Below are 21122 nucleotides of genomic sequence, written 5' to 3'. Positions count from 1 at the left end.
TTAAGCAGTATAATGTTTATGAACAAAATTACTTCCCTGTTCAACCTTCATGAAGGTGAAGACGACCGCGAAAAGATCTTTGAAAGCGTAAAGAAGAACATCAGCTACAAAGGGGCTAACCTATGGATACTCGCCTGCGCTATTATAATAGCCTCTATAGGGCTTAATGTAAACTCTACCGCAGTGGTTATAGGTGCAATGTTAATATCGCCGCTAATGGGCCCTATTGTGGGCGCCGGGTTTGCACTTGGTGTTTATGATTTCAGCCTTTTGCGTAAATCGTTACGGAACCTGCTTAATTCTACTTTGGTAAGCCTTACGGTTTCTACTGTTTATTTCTTTGCCAGCCCTTTTAAAGACGTGCAGTCGGAACTCTTAGCGCGAACCTCGCCTAACATATATGATATACTAATTGCTTTTTTTGGCGGTATAGTAGGGGTTATTGCTGTAACCCGTACCGAGAAAGGAAACCCGATACCCGGCGTAGCCATAGCAACAGCGCTTATGCCGCCTTTGTGTACTGCAGGTTACGGGCTTGCCACATGGCAAATCAGCTATTTTTTAGGCGCTTTTTACCTATATTGCATTAACTGTGTTTTTATAGGAATCTCTACTTTTTTTATCGTTAAATACTTAGGCTATCCTGCCGTAAAGCAGGTAAACGAAAAGCAGCAAAAACAGGTACGTATATCCATTACTGTTTTAATAATTGCCATGCTGGTGCCAAGCAGTTACCTTGCCTATTCTCTATACAGGCAGCAGCAGTTTACTAAAAATACTAATGATTTTATAAACGATGAGTTTACAGAGAAAGGTTATACCGTTGTTTATAAAAAAACAAGCTATTCACCAAAGCAGCTTGAGTTGGCATTTTTATCCAAACGTTTTGAAAAAGATGAAGTTGCGAGGCTTGAAAAGCAGATAAGCGATAATAAATACCTGCGGGGCACGCATCTTCTCATAAGGCAGGACAGTACCGACAGGCTGAGCGCCCTTAAAGGAGATATTCTTAATGAGATTAAAAGCACCGAGAACGAAATTGACCGGAAAGACCTAAGGATAGTTGCCCTTGAAAAACAGATAGCGCAAAACACTTTTGATAACCAGAAATTGCTGAAAGAAGCGAAAACTATTTTCCCTGAAATCACCTCTTTATCGGTGTCTAACCACAGTATGGCAACTGCAAAAGACAGTGCCTTTGTGGTAACAGCCGTAATTTATGAAAGCCCCGAAGTTTTACCCGCATCAGATAATGAAAAGTTCCGCAAATGGATGAACGAAAGGCTTTCTGTAAAAGATGTTGCTGTATTCAGGAGAGTTGTGCCGCCTGCGCCACAACCTGTCAATAAATCGGGTAAGAAAGCTAAGAAGTAGTTACTGCTGCTTTTTTACGTTGCTTTTTGTTGTAAACATTAAGTATTACATAGCCTAATATTCCTGAAAGCACGGATGCGGTTAATACGGCAAACTTGGCTTCGTTCTGAAAAAATTCACTTTTAAAGGACAACAAGGCAATAAATATCGACATGGTAAAGCCTATACCGCCAAGCAGCCCAAGCCCCAGCACGTGTGTCCAGTTAGAGCCTGCAGGCAATTCGGCAATCTTAAATTTAACCGAAAGCCACGACATAAGGAATATACCGATGGGTTTACCTAAAAACAGCCCTAAAACAATACCAAATCCTAAGTTGCTGGCTAAACCTTCCACCATTCCGGCTTCAAAAGTTATGTTTGTATTGGCTATGGCAAAAATGGGCATAATTAAAAAGTTAACCGGTTTGGCAAGCATATGTTCCAGTTTTTCCAGCGGAGATTCAGATGCATCCGGTGTAGTGGGCAGCGTAAGCGCTGTAAGTACGCCTGCAATGGTGGCATGTATGCCCGAATGGTGTATAAAATACCACATAAATATACCGGGAATAACATAAAACAGTACATTTTTAACCCCTGCACGGTTCAGTATGATCTGGAAAAGGAATATACCTGCGGCATACATAAGGTAGGTTAAGTGCAGGTTGGTAGAGTAAAATATTGCAATAACAAGTATAGCCATAAGGTCATCTACAATGGCAAGGGCGGCCAAAAATACTTTAATGCCCGATGGTACCTTATCTCCCAGCAATGAAAGTATGCCCAGTGCAAAAGCTATATCTGTAGCCATAGGTATTCCCCAGCCATGTATAGTATCAGATTCTGAATAATTGAAAAAAGTATAGATAAGTGCCGGAACCACAACACCGCCAATAGCTGCAAGCACCGGTAAAGATGCTTGGCGCAGCGAGGAGAGTTCGCCTTCTACAATTTCACGCTTAATTTCTAACCCTACAAGCAGGAAAAATATAGCCATAAGCCCGTCGTTTATCCACAACAGTACCGGGTAGCGCAATTGTACCGACTCGTTCGCAAAGCCAATTTCGGTGCTAAGCAGGTTATTAAAACCTTCGCCCGCATTGGTGTTGGCTATTATTAATGATATTACTACACAAAAAAGCAGGATAATTCCACCTGCTGATGAGGAACGAAAAAATTCCTTAAACGTTTTTAGATTGATGAGTTTTGCCATAGTCGCAAAATTACGAAATCATAGTGTATTTCATGTTATCAATAAGTTTAGTAAGCCAATTTTTACACTTTTTAACATTTATAACTTTTAATTCGGTTTTTAAAGGGGTAACTTGCAAATTGTGTAAAAATAACCTTATAAAATGATAAACATTCAAAAATATTCTAAGGATGAGCCAATGTCTGACCATGAGCAGCAAGAAACAGTAAGTTTCCTGTTTAAAAGCCTTGAGCAGTATGGAGATCCTGAAAAAGATATACATAAGGCAATACAATATGCCATGAACACACTGCATGCTAACCGCGAAACAGGCGGGAATGTTCTAACCGCCAAAACAGATGGTAAGATAGTGGGTGCAGTGGTGCTTAACGAGACCGGTATGGGCGGTTATATACCCGAAAACATACTGGTTTATATTGCAACCGACCCTGATTACAGGGGGCAGGGCATAGGCAAAAAACTGATGCATGAAGCTATTGGCGCCGTTAACGGCGATATAGCCTTGCACGTAGAGCCTGATAATCCCGCTAAAAAACTGTATGAAAGCCTCGGTTTTACTAATAAATACCTCGAAATGAGGTTTAAACAGGTAAAGTAATGGCATTTATAACCTTAGACACCAAAAAACTTAAAAGCAACTTTGATTACCTTAACGGCTTTTTTAAAGATCACAACATCGACTGGTCGGTAGTTACCAAAATACTGTGTGGTAACCGCGACTACCTTGCAGAGTTACTTAAAATGGGTATCAGCCAGTACTCCGATTCACGAATCAGTAACCTAAGGGTTATTAAGAGCATTGATAAGAACGCGCAGACCATTTACATAAAGCCTCCTGCCAAAGGTGTTATAAGCGATGTTATTAAATATGCTGATATCAGTATGAACACTGATTTCCGTACGATAGAGATGCTTTCTGAAGAAGCAAAGAAACAAGGTGTTACGCATAAGATAATCATTATGATTGACCTTGGTGAGCTTAGGGAAGGCGTAATGCGTGATGATTTTGTAGATTTCTACTCCCGTGTTTTCCGTATGGAGAATATAGAGATTATTGGCTTAGGTACCAACCTTTCGTGCCTATATGGTATATTGCCCAACAATGATAAACTGATACAGTTAAGCCTGTACAAGCAGCTGGTAGAGGCGAAATTCAATGTAAGCATCCCTTTTATATCCGGGGGCTCTTCGGTAACTATTGCATTGGTACAGCAGGGGCTTATACCCAAAGGTATTAACCACTTCAGGGTTGGTGAAACGCTTTTTATGGGGACAGATGTGTACAACAATAACCGTTTTGAGCATATGGAGAATGATATATTTAAGCTGTATGCTGAAGTGATTGAGTTGTATGAAAAACCAATAGTGCCTACAGGTGAACTGGGTACTAACCTGGAAGGCGATACCTTTAATTTTGAAGAATCAGATTACGGGAAAACTACTGTTCGCGCCATAATTGATATTGGGTTACTTGATATCGACATGAAACATCTTGACCCCACAGATACTGATATTAAATATGCAGGGGCAACCTCTGATATGGTTGTGCTTGACCTGGGTGAAAACCCGAAAAATTATAAAGTGGGTGATAAAATTGAGTTCACTATGGACTATATGGGTATAGTGCGCATAATGAATTCAAAATATATTGAAAAGCGTATTATCAATACACCTGATGCGGTAGCCGCTATTTAACCTTATCTGTAACTACCTTATAGGTAGGGTCTTCTATAATATTTACATCAACAACTGCCCGGGCATTGGCTAAAAGGCGCCTGCTGTCTTCACTAAGGTGGCGCAGGTGTACGGTCTTGCCGGCTTTGCTGTATTTTGCAGTAAGGTTATTAATTGTTTCTATAGCCGACATATCGGCAATGCGGCTTTCCTTAAAATCTATTATTATCACATCGGGGTCAGCTTCTACATCAAACTTTTCCATAAATACAGTTGTAGAAGCGAAGAAGAGCGGGCCGTAAATTTCGTAATGCTTCACGCCTTCGCTGTCCGTATAATGTCGGGCGCGGATGCGTTTTGCGCTTTCCCACGCAAACACAAGCGCAGATATTACTACTCCAATAAGTACAGCAAGCGCAAGGTTATGCAGCCATACCGTTATAACGGCAACCAGTATGCCGGTAATAATGTCATGCCTGGGCATTTTATTGATGATGGAAAAACTCGCCCATTCAAAAGTGCCTATCGCTACCATTATCATTACCCCAACAAGTGCGGCAATAGGTACTTTGCCAATAATAGGGGCGCCAAACAAAATAATTAGCAATATAGTAAGTGCAGCAACTATACCTGCCAGCCTTGCACGTGCACCGGCCGAAAGGTTTACCAGTGTTTGGGCTATCATGGGGCAGCCGCCCATTCCGTAAAAGAAACCGTTAAGTATGTTGGCGCTGCCCTGTGCCACACATTCGCGGTTGCTGTTGCCGCGTGTGCCTGTAATTTCATCCACAAGGCTAAGCGTTAGTAACCCTTCGGTAAGGCCAACGGCAGCCATAATAAGCGAGTAGGGGAATATAAGCTGTAGTGTTTCTATATTGAAAGCTATATCAGGCACATGAAAAGGAGGGAAACCCCCGCTTACAGAGGCAATGTCTTCTACTGTTTTGGTTTCTATACCAAAACCAAAAACTATTGCAAAAACTACTATTATGGCAACCAGTGATGCGGGTACTGCTTTTGTGAGCTTTGGCAGCAATACAACAATAGCAATGGTTAAGGCTACCAGCCCCGCCATTATATACAGCGTTGTGCCTGTTAGCCAGCCGCCTCCACCGGCAGATTTAAACTGCTCTAACTGCGACATAAATATTATTACCGCAAGCCCGTTTACAAAACCATACATAACCGGGTTGGGTACCAGCCTTATAAACTTGCCCAGTTTAAACACCCCTACAAGTATCTGCAATACACCTGCCAGCGCTACGGCAGCAAAAACATATTCAATGCCATGCGATTGCATTAATGCAATTAGTACTACAACCGTTGCACCCGCACCGCCAGATACCATTCCGGGCCTGCCGCCCAATACTGCTGTAACCAACCCCATTATAAAGGCTGCATACAACCCCACAAGCGGCGGAAAGCCAGCCAGTATAGCAAAAGATAACGATTCGGGTATCATGGTCATGGCTACGGTAAGCCCAGCCAAAATCTCATTTTTATAGTTTATTTTCTGAGAAAAGTCAAAAAGGTTGAGTATTGCTTTCATGCTGTTAATTAAAGTTAAGCCATGCATATACCATCATGGCAATGCATATCATCTGTATTAAAAAGTGTTGTATGGTGATGTCTCCCTGTTTAGCAGGCTGTTAATCAAGGCGGAGTAACTTTAATAAATGGTGCAGTACTTTTCATAAAAGCAAAATTAATTTCTTTTTTAGAGGCAAACTAATTTTACCTGAATTTTTGGTGGTTAAATTATTTATCGTAATATTGCGATATAGTAATAAAGTAATGGGTATATCGAAAACGGAAGGATTTACAAGTCTGCAAAATGAGCTTGCAGCAACCGCAAAAGCGCTTGGGCACCCTGCGCGCATTGCCATAATAGAGTATTTGCTGAAAGTGGATACGTGTATATGCGGTGATCTTGTGGGCGAGTTGCCGCTTGCACAGCCTACCGTTTCGCAGCACTTAAAAGAGCTCAAAAACGCCGGGCTGATAAAAGGCTCTATAGAAGGTACATCGGTTTGCTATTGCATAGACGAAGCAGGCTTTGCCAAAATAAAATCATTTTTTGAGCACGTACAGCTAACGCTGAATCAAAAAAAGAACGAATGTTGTTAATACTATATATGTTATGAAACTATCTGATATAAAGGTTATTCTTGAAACGGCCACTAATGTAAACTTTATGCTGGCCGACGGTACTTATGTGCCTGAACATTTTCATGTTACAGAAGTAGGTGAAGTGGCCAAAAAGTTTATTGACTGTGGCGGAACGGTGCGTACCGAAACAGTTGTAAACTTCCAGCTATGGGATGCGGATGATTATGAGCACAGGCTTAAACCGGCGAAACTTTTAAATATCATAAAACTGTCTGAAGAGGTTTTGGGTTTAGAAGACAATGAAATAGAAGTAGAATATCAGGGAACAGAAACCATTGGCAAGTACAGCCTTGATTTTAACGGTACCGATTTTATACTGCTTCCTACTAAAACGGCTTGCCTTGCAGAAGACCAGTGCGGGATAACGCCAAAAAAACAAAAAGTGCAGTTAGGCAGCCTTTCGGCTAGCGGTGGCTGTACACCCGGCGGTGGTTGTTGTTAATTTAAAATCACATATAAAATGAAGAAAATTTTAGTACTCTGCACAGGTAACAGTTGCCGAAGCCAGATAGCCGAGGGTTACTTAAGGCATTTTGCAGGCAACAGGGCACAGGTTTACAGTGCCGGTGTAGAAACACACGGTGTAAACCCCAAAGCCATTGCCACAATGCAGGAAGACGGCATAGATATATCCGGGCACACCTCTAACCATGTAGATGAATACAGGGATATTGAGTTTGACTATGTTATTACCGTGTGCGATAATGCTAAAGAAAACTGCCCTTACTTTCCTTCAAAAGCAGAGCGTTTTCACTATAACTTTCCCGATCCTGCCAAAGCACAGGGAACTCCTGAAGAGATTACAGAGGAATTCAGGAGGGTAAGGCAAATGATTAAAGACTATTCCGAAAATTTTATACAGCAAAATAATATTTAAAAATCTGTTAGCTGCCTTAAGGTGCACTTATTCGTGTTGTTTAATATAGGTGTGCCTTTGAGGTGGCGTACAGCTCCAGTAAATTATGGAAATAATTACCGAAGTACCCGCATGTAAAAAGAAAAAATTAGGCTTTTTAGACCGTTACCTTACCCTATGGATATTTCTTGCAATGGCAGCAGGTATAGGCATAGGTTATTTTTTTGACGGTGCAGAAGCTTTTTTAAATTCCGGCTCAAACGGTGCTGTAAACCTGCCGCTTGCCATAGGGCTTATCGTAATGATGTATCCTCCACTGGCAAAAGTGCGGTATGAAAGTACCGGTAAGGTTTTCCGTAATGTAAAGGTGCTTTCGGCATCATTGCTTTTAAACTGGGTAATTGGCCCGGTAATCATGTTTTTTCTTGCCATACTTTTTTTAAGTGACTATCCGGAATATATGTCGGGCTTAATACTAATTGGTATAGCGCGCTGCATCGCAATGGTTATTGTGTGGAATGAACTGGCACAGGGCAACAGGGAATATGCCGCAGGCCTTGTGGCGCTTAACAGTATTTTCCAGGTGTTGCTGTACAGTGTGTATGCTTACCTGTTTATAACCGTACTGCCCCCGCTTTTTGGTATAGAAGGCCTTGCGGTTAACATTACGATGGGCGAGATTGCAAAGAGTGTCTTTATTTACCTGGGAATACCATTCTTGGCGGGCATACTTTCCCGTTACGGTTTAATTATGCTGAAAGGGGAGGAGTGGTATACAAAAAAATACATACCGTTTATTTCTCCGTTAACCCTCATAGCGCTGCTATTTACCATTGTGGTAATGTTTAGCCTTAAAGGTAAATTGATAATTGAGATACCAATGGATGTAGTGCGTATAGCCATACCGTTGATTATTTATTTTGTGCTTATGTTTACAGTAAGCTTTATTTTAGGTAAGAAAACAGGAGCCGATTATTCGCAGTCGGCAGCCATATCGTTTACAGCGGCAGGCAATAATTTTGAGCTGGCTATCGCGGTTGCCATAGGGGTGTTCGGGATAAACAGCGGGCAGGCTTTTGCCGGCGTAATAGGCCCGCTTGTAGAAGTACCGGCACTTATTGTATTGGTTAATTTTTCATTCTGGATAAAGCGTAAGTATTTTAAATAATAACGCATGAGCCATTCGCTAAAAGAAGTTATACAGGTTTTTGCCCGTTTGGGCATTACCGCTTTTGGTGGCCCTGCTGCCCATATTGCCATGATGCGGCAGGAAGTGGTAAACCGCCGCAGGTGGATGGACGATGCTGCTTTTTTAGACCTGCTTGGCGCTACCAACCTTATACCCGGGCCTAACAGCACTGAAATGGCGATACACCTGGGTAAACACCGCGCCGGATGGAAAGGCCTTCTTATGGCGGGTATCCTTTTTATAGTACCTGCCGTGCTTATAACAGTTGTTATAGCCTGGCTGTATAAAGAGTATGGCAGTCTGCCGCAGGTTCAGCCTTTTATTTACGGAATAAAGCCTGCCATAATAGCCGTTATTATTTTTGCAGTATTCCCATTGGCAAAAGCATCGGTAAAAAATAATTTGCTTGCCATTATTGCAGTAATTGCTGTTGTTGCAGCCTTGCTTGGCCTGCATGAAATAATAGTGCTTTTTGGTGCAGGTGCTTTATATGCTGCACTTACATACGGAAAAGACAGGCTTATGCTCCTTCAGCCTTTATTACTTGCTGCCACTCTTTCTGAAACACGCATATTCATCATCTTTTTAAAAATTGGCGCAATACTTTACGGCAGCGGATATGTGCTTTTTGCCTTTATAGAGACAGAGCTTGTAGATAAAGGATTCCTGACAACTCAACAACTTGCAGATGCCATTGCGGTAGGGCAGTTTACACCGGGTCCGGTTTTCTCATCGGTAACATTTATTGGCTACCAGTTAAACGGGTTTAGCGGTGCTTTGGCAGCAACTGCGGGAGTGTTCCTGCCTTCATTTGTATTTGTAGCACTGATAAGCCGTATCGTACCTAAAATACGCACTTCCAAACTATTTGCTGCATTTTTAGATGCGGTAAATGCAGCATCGGTAGCGGTTATTGCTTCTGTGTGCTGGCAAATGGGCAGGGAAAGTATTGTAAGCTGGCAGGCTGCCCTGATTTTTATAGTGAGTATTTTACTGTTTTGGCTGTTCCCGAAAATAAACAGCGCTCTTATTGTGGTTTTTGGGTCTTTTGCCGGCTGGTTGCTGTATATGCTGTAGCCTAAAACTTATGGATGATAAAAATACACGGCCTGTTGTGCAGGTCGGGTTTTTCTTTTTTCCACTGAGCAGCCGTTTTGGTTTTAATATATTCTGTAGGCAGGGTTATATCTGCCGCTATGCACAAATGCGTGGCGGGCTGTAAAGTAGCCAATATATCATCAAGTAATTTATTGTTGCGGTAGGGTGTTTCTATAAAAAGCTGTGACTGATTTTTATCCTGCGACAGCTTTTCATAATTCTTAAGTGCATTCTTCTTTTCAGCTTTATCTATGGGCAGGTAGCCGTTAAAAGCAAAACTTTGCCCGTTCATGCCGCTTGCCATCATGGCCAGCAGTATAGATGAAGGCCCTGTTAAGGGCACTACCTGAATATTATTGCTGTGCGCCAGCTTTACTATTGCAGCACCGGGGTCGGCAACGCCGGGGCATCCGGCTTCACTCATCAGGCCTACGTTTTTACCTTCAAGGCAGGGCTTAATGAACTCAAAGTGCTCCTGAGGTTCTGTGTGCTTATTCAGCACAGATAGAATAAGTTCAGGCTGTTTTTTAGTGGGGAGTATGGCTTTTATAAAACGGCGTGCCGTTTTTTCATTTTCTACTATGTAGTGGTCTATAAATTCTATAGAGCGCGCTACAGATTCGGGCAGCACATCTTTAGGGTCGGCATCAGGCCCAAGCGGAACGGGCAACAGGTATAATTTGCCGGCAGCCATTACAAATGTTCCTTTTTCAGATTGTTGGCAACAAGGGTACAGGCTTCATCCAGCATATCATAAACACGGTCAAAGCCTTCATCACCGCCAAAATAAGGGTCGGGTACATCTATACTTTCTCCTGGATACAGTACATCCATCATCAGGCGCACTTTGGCTTTGGCTTCGTTATGAGGTGCCAGCTTAACTACATTACTGTAGTTAGAAGCATCCATTACATAAATATGGTCAAACTCTTCAAAATCAGAAACCCTGAACTGCCTTGCTTTTTGGCAGCTTATATCGAGCCCCCTGTTTTTTGCAGTTGCTATAGAGCGTTTGTCGGGCTGTTGCCCCACGTGCCAGTCGCCTGTTCCGGCGGAGTCAACAAAAAAAGTATCAGAGGGAAGTTTAGATTGAAGTATGCCTTCGGCCAGAGGAGACCGGCAGATATTGCCCAGGCATACCATCAGCACTTTTACCATTACACAGAAAGCTTTTTATTGATGTCATCTACAAACTTTCGGAACTGCTTATCGGTAGTAACAAGGTTGTCAACCGTTTTGCAGGCATGCAATACTGTTGCGTGGTCGCGGTCGCCAATTTGCGAACCAATGTTAGCAAGCGATGACTTGGTGTATTTTTTTGCGAAAAACATGGCAAGCTGCCTTGCTTGTACTACATGGCGCTTGCGGGTTTTACTTTGAAGGGTATCAACATCCAACTGAAAATAATCAGATACTACTTTCTGGATGTAGTCTATAGAAATTTCACGCTTTACGTTCTTTACAAACTTTTCTACAACCTGTTTGGCAAGGTCTAACGTAACCTCGCGCTTGTTGAAAGATGATTGTGCAATAAGCGATATTATAGCGCCCTCAAGCTCGCGCACATTAGTTTTAATGTTGCGTGCCACATATTCTATTATCTCTTCGGGCATTTCTACGCCGTCGCGATACAGTATGTTATTTAATATAGAAATGCGGGTTTCATAATCGGGCTGGTGCAGCTCGGCAGAAAGTCCCCACTTAAAGCGTGATAACAGCCTCTGCTCTATGTCCTGCATATCTACAGGCGCCTTATCACTGGTAAGTATTACCTGCTTGCCGTTTTGGTGCAGGTGGTTAAAGATGTGGAAAAATACATCCTGCGTTCCTGTCTTGCCGGAAAGGAACTGAACATCGTCTATAATAAGTACGTCGATAAGCTGATAGAAATGAATAAAGTCATTCCTTGTGTTACGCTTTACCGAATCTATATATTGTTGTGTAAATATCTCAGCCGAAATGTACAGTACCGTTTTATCCGGGTACTTATCTTTTATTTCTATCCCAATGGCATGGGCAAGGTGTGTTTTACCCAAACCTACGCCGCCAAAAATAAGCAGCGGGTTAAAAGATGTACCGCCCGGCTTGTTAGCCACCGCCATACCTGCCGATCTTGCAAGCCTGTTAGAGTCGCCCTCAAAAAAGTTATCAAAGCTGTAATTGGCATTAAGCTGAGATTCTATTTTAAGGTTTCGGATGCCCGGTATTATAAAAGGGTTTTTAAGTTCGGGGTTCTTGTTTTGTAAAGGCACATCAATTTCCTGTGGCTTTACGGGGGCACGGTTGGCACTTGGCAACTGCTCTGTAAAAGGCTGCTTGTTGCCATAAGTGTTTTCCATCTTAATTTTATAGAGTAACTTTGCCCCGTTACCCAGTTCTTTGGTAAGTGCAACTTTAAGCAGCTTTACGTAGTGCTCTTCCAGCCACTCATAAAAAAATTTGCTGGGTACCTGTATGTAAAGTGCGTTGTCAGTAAGCTCAACTGCACGTATAGGCTCGAACCAGGTCTTGTATGCCTGTTCCTGAATGTTGTCCTTTATGAACACAAGACAGTTATCCCATACCGATTGCGCAGTTTTAGTCATAAATCCTGAAATTTGTTGTTATAAAAGTTGTCTTACAAAATGGAGAAAGAAAATTTCACTCCTGTTCGGGAGAACAAATATGTAAACAAATTTTTTCAAAAAAAAACTTTGGGTGTATTGATTTTTCTAAAAAAAAATTGTAAGCCTCATTAATAGATTATTAAGATAAAATTAACGTTACTTAAATATGAAAATTCATCAGTTTACCGTAAGGGTACGATATGCAGAAACCGACCAGATGGGTGTAGTTTACCACGGAAATTACGCGCAATACTTCGAAATGGGGAGGGTGGAATGGCTTAGAAATCTGGGTCTTACGTATAAGGAAATGGAGAGCAGGGGAATTATGCTGCCGGTTGTTAGCTTATTGTTAAATTTTAAGAAACCTGCACGGTATGATGATCTCTTAACAGTAAAAACAATTTTTAAAAAGCAAGAGTCCGTCAAGATAGAATTTGACTATGAAATTTATAACGAGCAGGAGGAGTTATTAACAACGGGCAACTCGGTTTTAGTGTTTGTTGACATGAAAACAGGCCGCCCGGTAGCCCCGCCGGAGTATGTTACAGAGAAGCTTTCTTTTTAAGTTATAAAGAAGTTTTTACTTCTATTTCATACAAGCTTTGCAATGCCTCAAGTACCATTGGGGCATTATTTTTTCGGGTAGCAACTATTATTTCGCAGTCCATTTCCATTTTTTGCGATACAATATCAAGGTTCTTTTCTTTAATAACCCGCATTACCTTATTCATGTTCTGGTAGCCGAACTGTAGTGTGAAGTATACATCAATTGTCTTTTCGATAATCTCCGAGGCTTCCAGTGCCATTTGCGCAGAAGTTCGGTAGGCTGATATAAGCCCGCCTACGCCAAGCTTTACCCCTCCGAAGTACCGTACTACCACAACAAGCACATTGGTTACGTCAAACGACTGTATTTGCCCGTATATGGGCATACCCGCCGAGTTGTTGGGCTCGCCGTCGTCATTTGCACGATAATTAACTTGTTCAGTACCCAATTGCCATGCGTAGCACCAGTGTCTTGCCTGGTTGTGTTGTTTTCGCAGTTCTTCGAGTATGGCTTTTACCTCATTTTCATTGCATACAGGATATGCGTAACCAAAGAACTTGCTGTTCTTTTCTTTAAAAAGAGTTTCTTCGCCTAGGGCGGCAAGGGTTTTATAGGTGTCTTTTTCCAAAAGGCAGTGTTATCTCCCGCAAAAATACCTTTTACATGAGCCAATTGCAAGTGCTACTCTATAACTTCATAACCTATCGGCTTAAAAGCATAATTGTTGCTCATCTCTGCAGAGCAGGCGGTAAGCCCTACAAGCAAATCCATTTCAGCTTCAATTATTATATGATCTCCGGGTTTGCTTTTAGGCGGGAGCACATCTACTTTTCCGCTCTCGCCGTTCAGGGTTACATGCATAAATACATTAAATGTAATAGGTATGCTGTCGGGTGCTATGCCATGTGGTCTTAATGCCTCGCAAAGGTTACCAAAACAACCGCGGTGCGGGTGCTCATGCCCGTAAATAATCCTGAAGGTATCGGCACTGCAGGGGGTAAGTAAAAAATCATGGCGGCCAACAGTGTCTTCAATAATATTGAACATCACATTGCTGCGGTTTGAGTAAAAGGGGTGCCCTTTGGTAAGGAAAATGGTTTCGGCATAGTCAATCGTCCTGCCCGAAGACAGGTACTCCTGTTTGTCGAACAGGTTGTAGCACATAAGGTCGGCTACCTGTTCGCCTTCAATATCGGTAATCTTTAATTTTTGTCCTTTTTTAAGGATGAAAGAAACGCCGCTACGCGGATTTATTATGTTCATGCTTTATATGGTTGTGGTTACTGTGGTACGGGCATTTCCAGCTATTGTCATACTGCCGACCGGTATATTGGTACACTTCGGATGCTTCGCCGAAATCCTGTAACATCGGGTTTATACTGCCTGAATACTCCAGGTCTTTTTTACGTACAATGTTTTTCATTTTCTGGTACTGGCCGTTCTCCCTTAGCTGCTCAAACTGAGCGTGTGGGTTAAATGCTATTGCAGGCTGCGCAAATTGCCTCGCCTCCCTGCTGCTGGCAGGGTGAAGCCCTATTATAAAGAAAGCCTCGCCGCCCAAGCTGAAACTGAAGTTTTCAGATTCGGGCTCAGGGTCTACCCTTGGGTCATAATCATGTTTTTCAGCATCAAGGTCGGCCAGCGCCTGCAGCCTGTTCCAAAAAAGTTTTTCGAACATTGCCTCGCTGTAAATCTCTGTCTCAGGAAAAACAATTACTGCGCTGTGAAAGAGCTTGTCAGACTTGCGATAGTCTTTTATAAATGTATAAATAAATTCCAGTATGGCTTTATCGTCTTTTGGGCAGGCCATATGACCTGCTGTAAAAATGTGAAGCTGCTCTTTTGTAAGTGCGGCCTTTGCTGCCACGCACGGAAAAAGTTTATCCTCTATTTTTGATATAAATTCGTCTTTAATATCCTTTGCATTCATCATATAGCTCTTTTATTGAAATAAAGTTCCTCTATCAGGCTTGCAAATACAAGATATTTAGGCTTACTTTAGGCTTTGTAAGAATAGTAGTTATAAGGGTTTGTGAATTTTGTACGCTGAAATTATTTCGTACTTTTAAAAATAAAAAAGATCAAAATGAATACATTGATAAGAGGATTTTTGTTAGCGGTTGTATTAACTGTAACTTCCTGTGGCGAAAAACAGGAAGTAAAAGAACTTGGCTGTGGCGCCGAAATGAGTGGTTATGAAGTTATGGATGTAAAAGCACTTGGCAACACCCCGTTTACCTATAGTGAAGAAAACCGAAAGCTGGCGCTCGAAATGGCCGATATGGCTAATAAAGCTATGGGAACAGAGGACGAAATTAAAATTGCCTTTGTAAAAATTGATGATAAAGATTTTGCTGCTTTTGTGGTAGGCCCGGCTGATGTAGCCGAGGTCGAAAAAATAAGCTGTGTGCTTGTAAATAACGATTTTAGTGGCAGGTTGCCCCAAAACAGGAAGTTCTTATACTATACCGAAGACCATAACACGCTTGTAGCTGCTATAAAGAACAAGAAGCAGGGAGAATAGTTTGTTTTACGCTTCGTTAAACGGAATTATTTTTTTATCGAATAGCTCGGTAACATCTTCTGAGCCATTTTGCAGGTGCCATACTTTAAATCCGAGCGCTTCGGCAGCATCGGTGTTAAACTTTTTATCATCTACCAGCAGGGTGCGCTTGGGCTGGATGTCGTGATTGTTTATAAGATAATTATAGGCCTCTTCATCAGGCTTGCGTACACCAATTTCATGGCTGAAATACACTTTTTCAAAACACTGGTAAAAGTCGCTGTAAAAAGAAGCGCCGGAGTCATGCTCGAATTTCTCTATATGGATAGGATCTGTATTGCTTAACAGGAACAGCCGATAGCTGGTAGCCAGTTTTTGCAGGAACTCCAAACGGTAAAGCGGAAAATTTTCTATACCCGCATTCCATGCTTCTTTTATAGCTTCTAAAGAAGCATTGTCGGTATAAGACTGCAAACCTTTAAGAAATTCCTTAGCATTGATAACTCCCGTTTCGAGCTGCTTTTCCAGCTCTTCAAGATCTTCATTCCACTCGGTCAGTCCAAGGCTTGCCAAAGCCTCATCTTTGGCTTTACTGTTTTTGTTTATAAAAACATCTCCAAAATCAAATACTATCGTGTTAACCATAATTCCTGAAAATTAAAAGTTCGTCTTCTGCAATGCTCATTTTTTTTATGGGTGCGCCACTTAGCGACGGAGCTTTGGTGCCTCCGTTAAAGACGCTCTTACCCTTAAATATCCTTGCTTCATCCCATAAACCGGCATCTATAAACAGTTGCAGCGTTTGCTGCCCGCCCTCTATAATAACCGATTGCAGGTTGCGGCGATATAGTATGTTTGCAATTGTAGCGACAAGGTTTTCATCAAAGCTGATGTTTTCATATTCAAGGTTCTCTAAGTTAGTTAAACCTGTAACCTCTGTCAAGAATATTGATTTTATTTTAAGATTTTTAACAGCATATCTGTTGCCAATCCTGCCGTTCCGGTCAAGGATTACACGAACCGGGTTTGGGCCTGTCCAGTCGCGCACGTCCAGTTGCGGGTTGTCGTCAATCACGGTTTGCGTGCCGGCGAGTATCGCCATTTCTTCGCTGCGCCATTTATGCACCAGTTGGCGCGCATAGGGCCCTGTTATCCAATACGGCTTTTTTTCAGTATTTTCTCTTTTTTCTATTGGCGGGGCTATGTAACCATCGGCGGTTTCTGCCCATTTTAAAATCATGTAAGGGCGTTTTTTTTCATGAAAAGTAAAGAACCTGCGGTTAAACTCCCTGCACTCTTTTTCCAGGACTCCGACAATAACATTTTTGCCGGCTTCACGCAGCCTGCGGATGCCTTCTCCTGCCACTTTTTCGTGCGGGTCGGTAGTGCCTATAACTATGCTGGGTATCTGCTGTTGGATGATAAGGTCGCAGCAGGGCGGTGTTTTACCGTAGTGGCTGCATGGCTCCAGGCTTACGTATAATGTAGCGAGCGGTATAAGGTGCCTGTCAGCTTCCTTAACAGAATTAATGCAGTTAACCTCTCCGTGCGGCCCGCCATAAGCAGATGTATAGCCTTCGCCTATTATGCGGCCTTGGTGCGCCAGTACCGCGCCCACACAGGGGTTGGGCATGGCAGCCCTTAATCCGTTTGCTGCCAGTTCAAGGCAGCGCTGCATGTATATTTCGTGATCCATCAGGCAGGTTTAGCAAAGCGTAAAGTTACAAAATCCGCAAATAGTAGTAGCTTTGCCTTATGAATACCGTAATCCGTAAAATTGAGCAGCAGGATAATGCAGCAGTAGCAAAGGTTATACGCACCGTGCTGGAAGAACACAATGTACCTAAAGTAGGTACTGCTTATGCCGACAAGTCTTTAGATTGTATGTATGAAACCTATACAATGCCCGGTGCTGCCTATTTTATAATTGATGATAACGGCACTATAACCGGTGGTGCAGGCATTGCACCGCTTGAAGGTGGCGACCCTGATACCTGCGAACTGCAGAAAATGTATTTTCTCGATACCGCAAGGGGTAAGGGCACAGGTACCGCCATGATGCAGGCCTGCCTTGATTTTGCAGTTGAAGCAGGCTACAAATATTGTTACCTCGAAACCATGCCTTATATGGTGGCGGCACAAAAGCTATATAAAAAATCTGGTTTTGTGTATATAGATGCGCCTATGGGCAATACAGGCCACACCTCCTGCCCGGTATGGATGCTTAAGAAGTTAACCGACTGATGTAACGCCCACACCGATGAAGCTGAAAGACTACCGCAAGTATTTTACCGAACAGTTGTCGACATTGTATGACACTGCTGAAGCAGAACGCTTTTTTATCATTACCCTTGAAGAGCTTAAAGGCTGGAACCGTAGCAGGCTTGCATTAAACCCCGATGAAGAACTGACACCCGATGAGGTTAAGCAATGGGATGAGGTGCTGCAAAACCTTAAAGACCAAAAGCCGATACAATATATTTTTGGTAAAGCCTGGTTTTATGGACTTGAATTCAGGGTAAATGAAAACACGCTGATACCCCGCCCTGAAACGGAAGAACTGGTTGAGTGGATAATATCTAAAAATAAAAACAGGCAGGATGTTACAATACTTGATATTGGTACAGGTTCCGGGTGCATAGCGGTATCGCTCGCTAAAAACCTGCCCTATGCAAAGGTGTTTGCTATTGATGTTTCTGAAAAGGCTTTAGAGGTTGCCAGGCATAATGCTAAGGCTAACGGTGCTAACGTAACTTTTATTAAGGCGGATATATTATCCGTAGAGGCATTACCGCAGCAATTTGACATTATAGTTTCTAACCCGCCCTATGTTAGGCATCTTGAAAAGGCTGAAATTAAAGAAAATGTGCTTCAGTATGAGCCGCACCTTGCCCTTTTTGTTGAAGATGACGATGCACTGCTGTTTTACCACACTATTGCGCAACTCGGTAAAAGCAGCCTTAAAAAAAGTGGCCTGCTCTACTTTGAAATAAACCAGTATCTTGGTAATGAAACTGTAAAAATGCTGGCTGAAAACCACTACAAAGATATTATCCTGAAAAAAGATCTTTTCGGGAACGACAGGATGGTAAAGGCAAAACTGTAACTATTCGTAGCGTAGTGCCTCTACAGGGTCAAGCGCGGCAGCCTTTATCGCCGGGTATGAGCCTGAGAATAATGTTACAACTAAAATTGTGGTAAGTGCTGCCGTAATGGCGAGCCATGGCATAGGGAACGATGTATCCATTAAAAGTGATACGCCTACACCGCCGACTAAAATACCCAGTAAAATACCAAGGAAGCCCCCGATAAGGCTTATTACCAGTGTTTCGGTAAAAAACTGCATGGCAATGGTGCCTTTTGTAGCGCCTAAAGATTTACGCACGCCAATTTCCCGTGTACGTTCTGTTACCGAAACAAGCATAATGTTCATTAGGGCAATAGATGAGCCGAATACTGTAATAATACCGATAACCCATGCGGCAATCTGCAACGTATCGGTTTGCGAACGCAGGGTTTCTATAAGTTCGTCGCTGCGCTCTATACCAAAGTTATCATCTTCCACCGGGTTAAGGCTCCTTACGCGCCTCATGCTAATAATAGCTTCATCTACAGCAGCATCAAAAAACTGGCGGTTGCCAATCATTACCTTTATTTCATAATCTATATTAGGCGCTGTAAAAAGCGAACGTGCCAGTTGTATGGGTATTATAACCCTTAAATCCTGCCTGTCGCCAAAGGTAGAACCACGCTCTTTAAGCACACCTATAACCTTAAACCTTGCCCCGCGTATGGATATCGTTTTGTCAATAGGATTAACATCTTTAAACAGCCCCTCTTCAAAGTCAGAGCCCAGTATGCAGACGTAGTTGTTGTTACTTACATCAAAATTATTAAAGTTGCGGCCTTTGGTAAGCTCCAGCCCGGAGTTAGGCAGGAAATTCTCATCCGCACCCACAATATTTATTTCAGGGTCGGTTTTTTCATCCTGGTGCTTTACCTCTATGCCGCTTGCCGCCGTAAAAGACAATGACACCTGCGTTGTTGGGTAGTTGTATTTCTCTTTAAATTCTTTTGCCTGCGGATAGGATATTATGGGGTTAACTTTTGCATTCTGCCTGTTGCGCCCAAGCTGCTCAGAAAAGTCATAGCGGCTGATTGAAAAGGTGTTGGTACCCATGCTGGCAAAGTTGCCCGTTATGGTGTTCTCTAACACCGCTACACCCGCAAGTATGCCCACCAGTGCAAAAATACCTATGCCTATAATGGCTACGGTTAATATGGTACGTAACAACTGGCTGCGGATAGCGCCCAGGGCTATTTTAGTATTTTCGCGAAACAGGTTAAACATCGGCTGGTAATTTATGGCACTAAAATACAAATTTGTTTCAGCATTTGCAGGTAAAGTTGCATAATCAGTATGCCAAAGCTTTTATGGCTAACGCCCGAGTGCGTATATTTGCAGTAAATAACCTCAATAATTTAAACAATGGCACAAAAACCGGGAATACCAAAAGGCACACGCGATTTTTCACCTGCAGAAGTAGCAAAAAGGCAATACATTATTTCGGTGATGAAGCATCATTTCGAGGCTTTTGGTTTCCAGCCCATTGAAACACCTTCTTTTGAAAATTATGATACCCTGATGGGGAAGTACGGCGAAGAAGGCGACAGGCTTATTTTCAAGATTTTAAACAGTGGTGATTATCTGGCGAAAGCCAATGAAGAACATTTAAGTGCAAAAGACAGCAACAAGCTGACATCACAGATATCCGAGAAGGCCCTGCGCTATGACCTTACAGTGCCTTTTGCACGCTATGTAGTGCAGCACCAGAATGAGATTGAGTTCCCGTTCCGCCGTTACCAGATACAGAACGTATGGAGGGCAGACCGCCCGCAAAAAGGCCGTTTCAGGGAGTTTTACCAGTGCGATGCCGATGTAGTGGGCAGCACTTCTTTATGGCAGGAGGCAGAGCTTGTACAGCTTTATGACAGTGTGTTCTCTGACCTCGGGCTTAAAGGCGTTACCATCAAAATTAATAACCGCAAGGTATTATCTGGCATTGCCGAAGTAATAGGCGCAAAAGATAGACTCATCGATTTTACCGTAGCGCTGGATAAGCTTGACAAGGTAGGCGAGGAGGGTGTAAAAAAAGAAATGTTGGAAAAAGGTATAGCTGCCGAAGCTATAGAAAAAATTCAGCCGTTATTCAGCTTTACAGGCAGTGTTAACGATAAGCTGGAACAACTATCCCGACTCCTGTCATCATCCGAAGAAGGCATGAAAGGAGTAGAGGAGCTACGCTTTATCTGCGAAAAAGTGCTTGATCTTGGCCTGAACCAATCTATACTCGACCTTGATGTCACACTTGCACGCGGGCTTAATTATTACACAGGTGCTATTTTTGAAGTTACTGCACCAAAAGAGGTAGCGATGGGCTCTATTGGCGGGGGCGGCCGTTATGACGACCTTACGGGTATATTCGGGCTGAAGAATATGAGTGGTGTCGGTATCTCATTTGGTTTAGACCGTATTTACCTTGTGCTGGAAGAAATGGGGCTTTTTCCCGATACGGTTACCGAAGGCACAAAAGCATTGTTTATAAACTTTGGCGATGAAGAAGCATTCTACAGCATGAAGGCTATAAAGAAATTGCGAAGCCTGGGCCACAAGGTAGAGCTGTACCCTGACAAGGCAAAAGTAGGCAAGCAGTTTCAGCATGCCGATAAGCGGGGCATTACCTTTGCTGTGCTTACCGGTAAAGAAGAAATGGATAAAAACATGTTTACGCTTAAAAACCTGGTTACAGGCGGGCAGGAAACCCTGCCGCTGGAAGATTTAATACAGCGTTTAGGCTAATAAAAAAGAATCCCGCCATTGGCGGGATTTCTGTTTCAATTGTTTTTTCGGATAGCA

At 42.6% G+C, this 21122-nt stretch carries 24 protein-coding genes; 13 read left to right on the top strand and 11 right to left on the bottom strand.

Translation table 11 applies throughout. The features are described 5' to 3' along the window. Positions 1-18: 18 nt before the first annotated feature. The gene (locus Q0K96_RS06370) at positions 19-1374 is read left to right on the top strand and encodes a TIGR00341 family protein (RefSeq protein WP_297333171.1); all 1356 of its coding nucleotides are present in this window, start codon (positions 19-21) and stop codon (positions 1372-1374) included. On the opposite strand, the gene nhaA is transcribed toward Q0K96_RS06370, so the two are convergent. Next, the gene (gene nhaA, locus Q0K96_RS06365) at positions 1364-2563 is read right to left on the bottom strand and encodes a Na+/H+ antiporter NhaA (protein ID WP_297333170.1); all 1200 of its coding nucleotides are present in this window, start codon (positions 2561-2563) and stop codon (positions 1364-1366) included. The two genes, Q0K96_RS06370 and nhaA, sit on opposite strands and share 11 nt — an antisense overlap. Before the next feature lie 142 nt (positions 2564-2705). Here nhaA and Q0K96_RS06360 point away from each other — a divergent pair, with 142 nt between their 5' ends. After that, a complete protein-coding gene (locus Q0K96_RS06360) occupies positions 2706-3161 on the top strand; it encodes a GNAT family N-acetyltransferase (protein WP_297333169.1) in 456 nt (151 codons plus the stop codon). Next, positions 3161-4258, top strand: coding sequence for an alanine racemase (locus Q0K96_RS06355; protein ID WP_297333168.1), 1098 nt, complete (start codon positions 3161-3163; stop codon positions 4256-4258). Before Q0K96_RS06360 ends, Q0K96_RS06355 begins: the two co-directional genes overlap by 1 nt. Here Q0K96_RS06355 and Q0K96_RS06350 read toward each other — a convergent pair. Beyond that, positions 4251-5786, bottom strand: a complete 1536-nt coding sequence (locus tag Q0K96_RS06350) for a SulP family inorganic anion transporter (protein WP_297333167.1) — start codon at positions 5784-5786, stop codon at positions 4251-4253. The genes Q0K96_RS06355 and Q0K96_RS06350 overlap by 8 nt on opposite strands. 245 nt (positions 5787-6031) lie before the next feature. Here Q0K96_RS06350 and Q0K96_RS06345 point away from each other — a divergent pair, with 245 nt between their 5' ends. The 5 genes from Q0K96_RS06345 to chrA all read left to right on the top strand — a co-directional run bounded on the left by Q0K96_RS06345 (position 6032) and on the right by chrA (position 9528). Then, entirely contained in the window at positions 6032-6364 is a 333-nt protein-coding gene (locus Q0K96_RS06345; RefSeq protein ID WP_297333166.1) for a metalloregulator ArsR/SmtB family transcription factor, read from the top strand. 13 nt (positions 6365-6377) lie between these two features. After that, on the top strand, positions 6378-6848 hold the full coding sequence (locus Q0K96_RS06340; protein WP_297333165.1) for a DUF6428 family protein: 471 nt from the start codon (positions 6378-6380) through the stop codon (positions 6846-6848). 18 nt (positions 6849-6866) lie between these two features. Further along, positions 6867-7283, top strand: coding sequence for an arsenate reductase ArsC (locus Q0K96_RS06335; RefSeq protein ID WP_223053104.1), 417 nt, complete (start codon positions 6867-6869; stop codon positions 7281-7283). Positions 7284-7368: 85 nt separating this feature from the next. Beyond that, complete coding sequence (gene arsB / locus Q0K96_RS06330) at positions 7369-8430, top strand: ACR3 family arsenite efflux transporter (protein ID WP_297333164.1); 1062 nt, start codon at positions 7369-7371, stop codon at positions 8428-8430. Between the two features lie 6 nt (positions 8431-8436). Then, positions 8437-9528: a chromate efflux transporter gene (gene chrA / locus Q0K96_RS06325; RefSeq protein WP_297333163.1), complete on the top strand. Its 1092-nt coding sequence runs from the start codon at positions 8437-8439 to the stop codon at positions 9526-9528. A gap of 1 nt (position 9529) precedes the next feature. On the opposite strand, the gene Q0K96_RS06320 is transcribed toward chrA, so the two are convergent. From Q0K96_RS06320 to dnaA, 3 genes are read right to left on the bottom strand one after another with little or no spacing between them, the layout of a single operon-like run. After that, a complete protein-coding gene (locus tag Q0K96_RS06320; protein WP_297333162.1) occupies positions 9530-10243 on the bottom strand; it encodes an SAM-dependent methyltransferase in 714 nt (237 codons plus the stop codon). Next, on the bottom strand, positions 10243-10707 hold the full coding sequence (locus tag Q0K96_RS06315; RefSeq protein ID WP_297333161.1) for a low molecular weight protein-tyrosine-phosphatase: 465 nt from the start codon (positions 10705-10707) through the stop codon (positions 10243-10245). The genes Q0K96_RS06320 and Q0K96_RS06315 overlap by 1 nt, the downstream gene beginning before the upstream one ends. Continuing rightward, positions 10707-12134: a chromosomal replication initiator protein DnaA gene (gene dnaA / locus Q0K96_RS06310; RefSeq protein WP_297333160.1), complete on the bottom strand. Its 1428-nt coding sequence runs from the start codon at positions 12132-12134 to the stop codon at positions 10707-10709. Before dnaA ends, Q0K96_RS06315 begins: the two co-directional genes overlap by 1 nt. A gap of 187 nt (positions 12135-12321) precedes the next feature. On the opposite strand from dnaA, the gene Q0K96_RS06305 reads away from it, so the two are divergent. Continuing rightward, positions 12322-12720, top strand: coding sequence for a thioesterase family protein (locus Q0K96_RS06305; protein ID WP_297333159.1), 399 nt, complete (start codon positions 12322-12324; stop codon positions 12718-12720). A gap of 1 nt (position 12721) precedes the next feature. On the opposite strand, the gene Q0K96_RS06300 is transcribed toward Q0K96_RS06305, so the two are convergent. Genes Q0K96_RS06300 through gntA form a run of 3 tightly spaced genes read right to left on the bottom strand, consistent with a single transcriptional unit; the run spans position 12722 to position 14635 of the window. Continuing rightward, positions 12722-13330: a YigZ family protein gene (locus Q0K96_RS06300; protein WP_297333158.1), complete on the bottom strand. Its 609-nt coding sequence runs from the start codon at positions 13328-13330 to the stop codon at positions 12722-12724. A 53-nt stretch (positions 13331-13383) separates the two neighbouring features. Further along, entirely contained in the window at positions 13384-13965 is a 582-nt protein-coding gene (locus Q0K96_RS06295; RefSeq protein WP_297333157.1) for an urea carboxylase-associated family protein, read from the bottom strand. Continuing rightward, positions 13943-14635 carry a guanitoxin biosynthesis heme-dependent pre-guanitoxin N-hydroxylase GntA gene (gntA, locus tag Q0K96_RS06290; RefSeq protein ID WP_297333156.1) on the bottom strand — a complete coding sequence of 231 codons (693 nt, stop codon included), beginning with the start codon at positions 14633-14635 and terminating at the stop codon, positions 13943-13945. Before gntA ends, Q0K96_RS06295 begins: the two co-directional genes overlap by 23 nt. A 153-nt stretch (positions 14636-14788) precedes the next feature. On the opposite strand from gntA, the gene Q0K96_RS06285 reads away from it, so the two are divergent. Next, positions 14789-15226, top strand: a complete 438-nt coding sequence (locus tag Q0K96_RS06285; RefSeq protein WP_297333155.1) for a hypothetical protein — start codon at positions 14789-14791, stop codon at positions 15224-15226. Positions 15227-15232: 6 nt separating this feature from the next. On the opposite strand, the gene Q0K96_RS06280 is transcribed toward Q0K96_RS06285, so the two are convergent. Beyond that, positions 15233-15850 carry an HAD family phosphatase gene (locus Q0K96_RS06280; protein WP_297333154.1) on the bottom strand — a complete coding sequence of 206 codons (618 nt, stop codon included), beginning with the start codon at positions 15848-15850 and terminating at the stop codon, positions 15233-15235. After that, positions 15843-16901 (bottom strand): bifunctional diaminohydroxyphosphoribosylaminopyrimidine deaminase/5-amino-6-(5-phosphoribosylamino)uracil reductase RibD, encoded by a 1059-nt coding sequence (gene ribD, locus Q0K96_RS06275; protein WP_363317236.1) that lies wholly within the window; start codon positions 16899-16901, stop codon positions 15843-15845. Before ribD ends, Q0K96_RS06280 begins: the two co-directional genes overlap by 8 nt. A 59-nt stretch (positions 16902-16960) precedes the next feature. Between ribD and Q0K96_RS06270 the strand changes: the two genes are divergently transcribed. Continuing rightward, the gene (locus Q0K96_RS06270) at positions 16961-17449 is read left to right on the top strand and encodes a GNAT family N-acetyltransferase (protein ID WP_297333153.1); all 489 of its coding nucleotides are present in this window, start codon (positions 16961-16963) and stop codon (positions 17447-17449) included. 16 nt (positions 17450-17465) lie between these two features. Further along, complete coding sequence (gene prmC, locus Q0K96_RS06265; RefSeq protein ID WP_297333152.1) at positions 17466-18311, top strand: peptide chain release factor N(5)-glutamine methyltransferase; 846 nt, start codon at positions 17466-17468, stop codon at positions 18309-18311. Here the strand turns inward: prmC and Q0K96_RS06260 are convergent, their stop codons facing one another. Next, entirely contained in the window at positions 18312-19556 is a 1245-nt protein-coding gene (locus tag Q0K96_RS06260) for an ABC transporter permease (protein ID WP_297333151.1), read from the bottom strand. It abuts the gene before it with no gap. 138 nt (positions 19557-19694) lie between these two features. Here Q0K96_RS06260 and hisS point away from each other — a divergent pair, with 138 nt between their 5' ends. Continuing rightward, on the top strand, positions 19695-21065 hold the full coding sequence (gene hisS, locus Q0K96_RS06255) for a histidine--tRNA ligase (RefSeq protein WP_297333150.1): 1371 nt from the start codon (positions 19695-19697) through the stop codon (positions 21063-21065). Positions 21066-21122 lie beyond the last annotated feature (57 nt).

The organism is Flavobacterium sp., assembly GCF_024305175.1.
Classification (GTDB): domain Bacteria; phylum Bacteroidota; class Bacteroidia; order Flavobacteriales; family Flavobacteriaceae; genus Flavobacterium.
The sequence above is the reverse complement of the archived record's forward strand: the minus strand, read 5'-3'. Positions and strand labels throughout refer to the sequence as shown.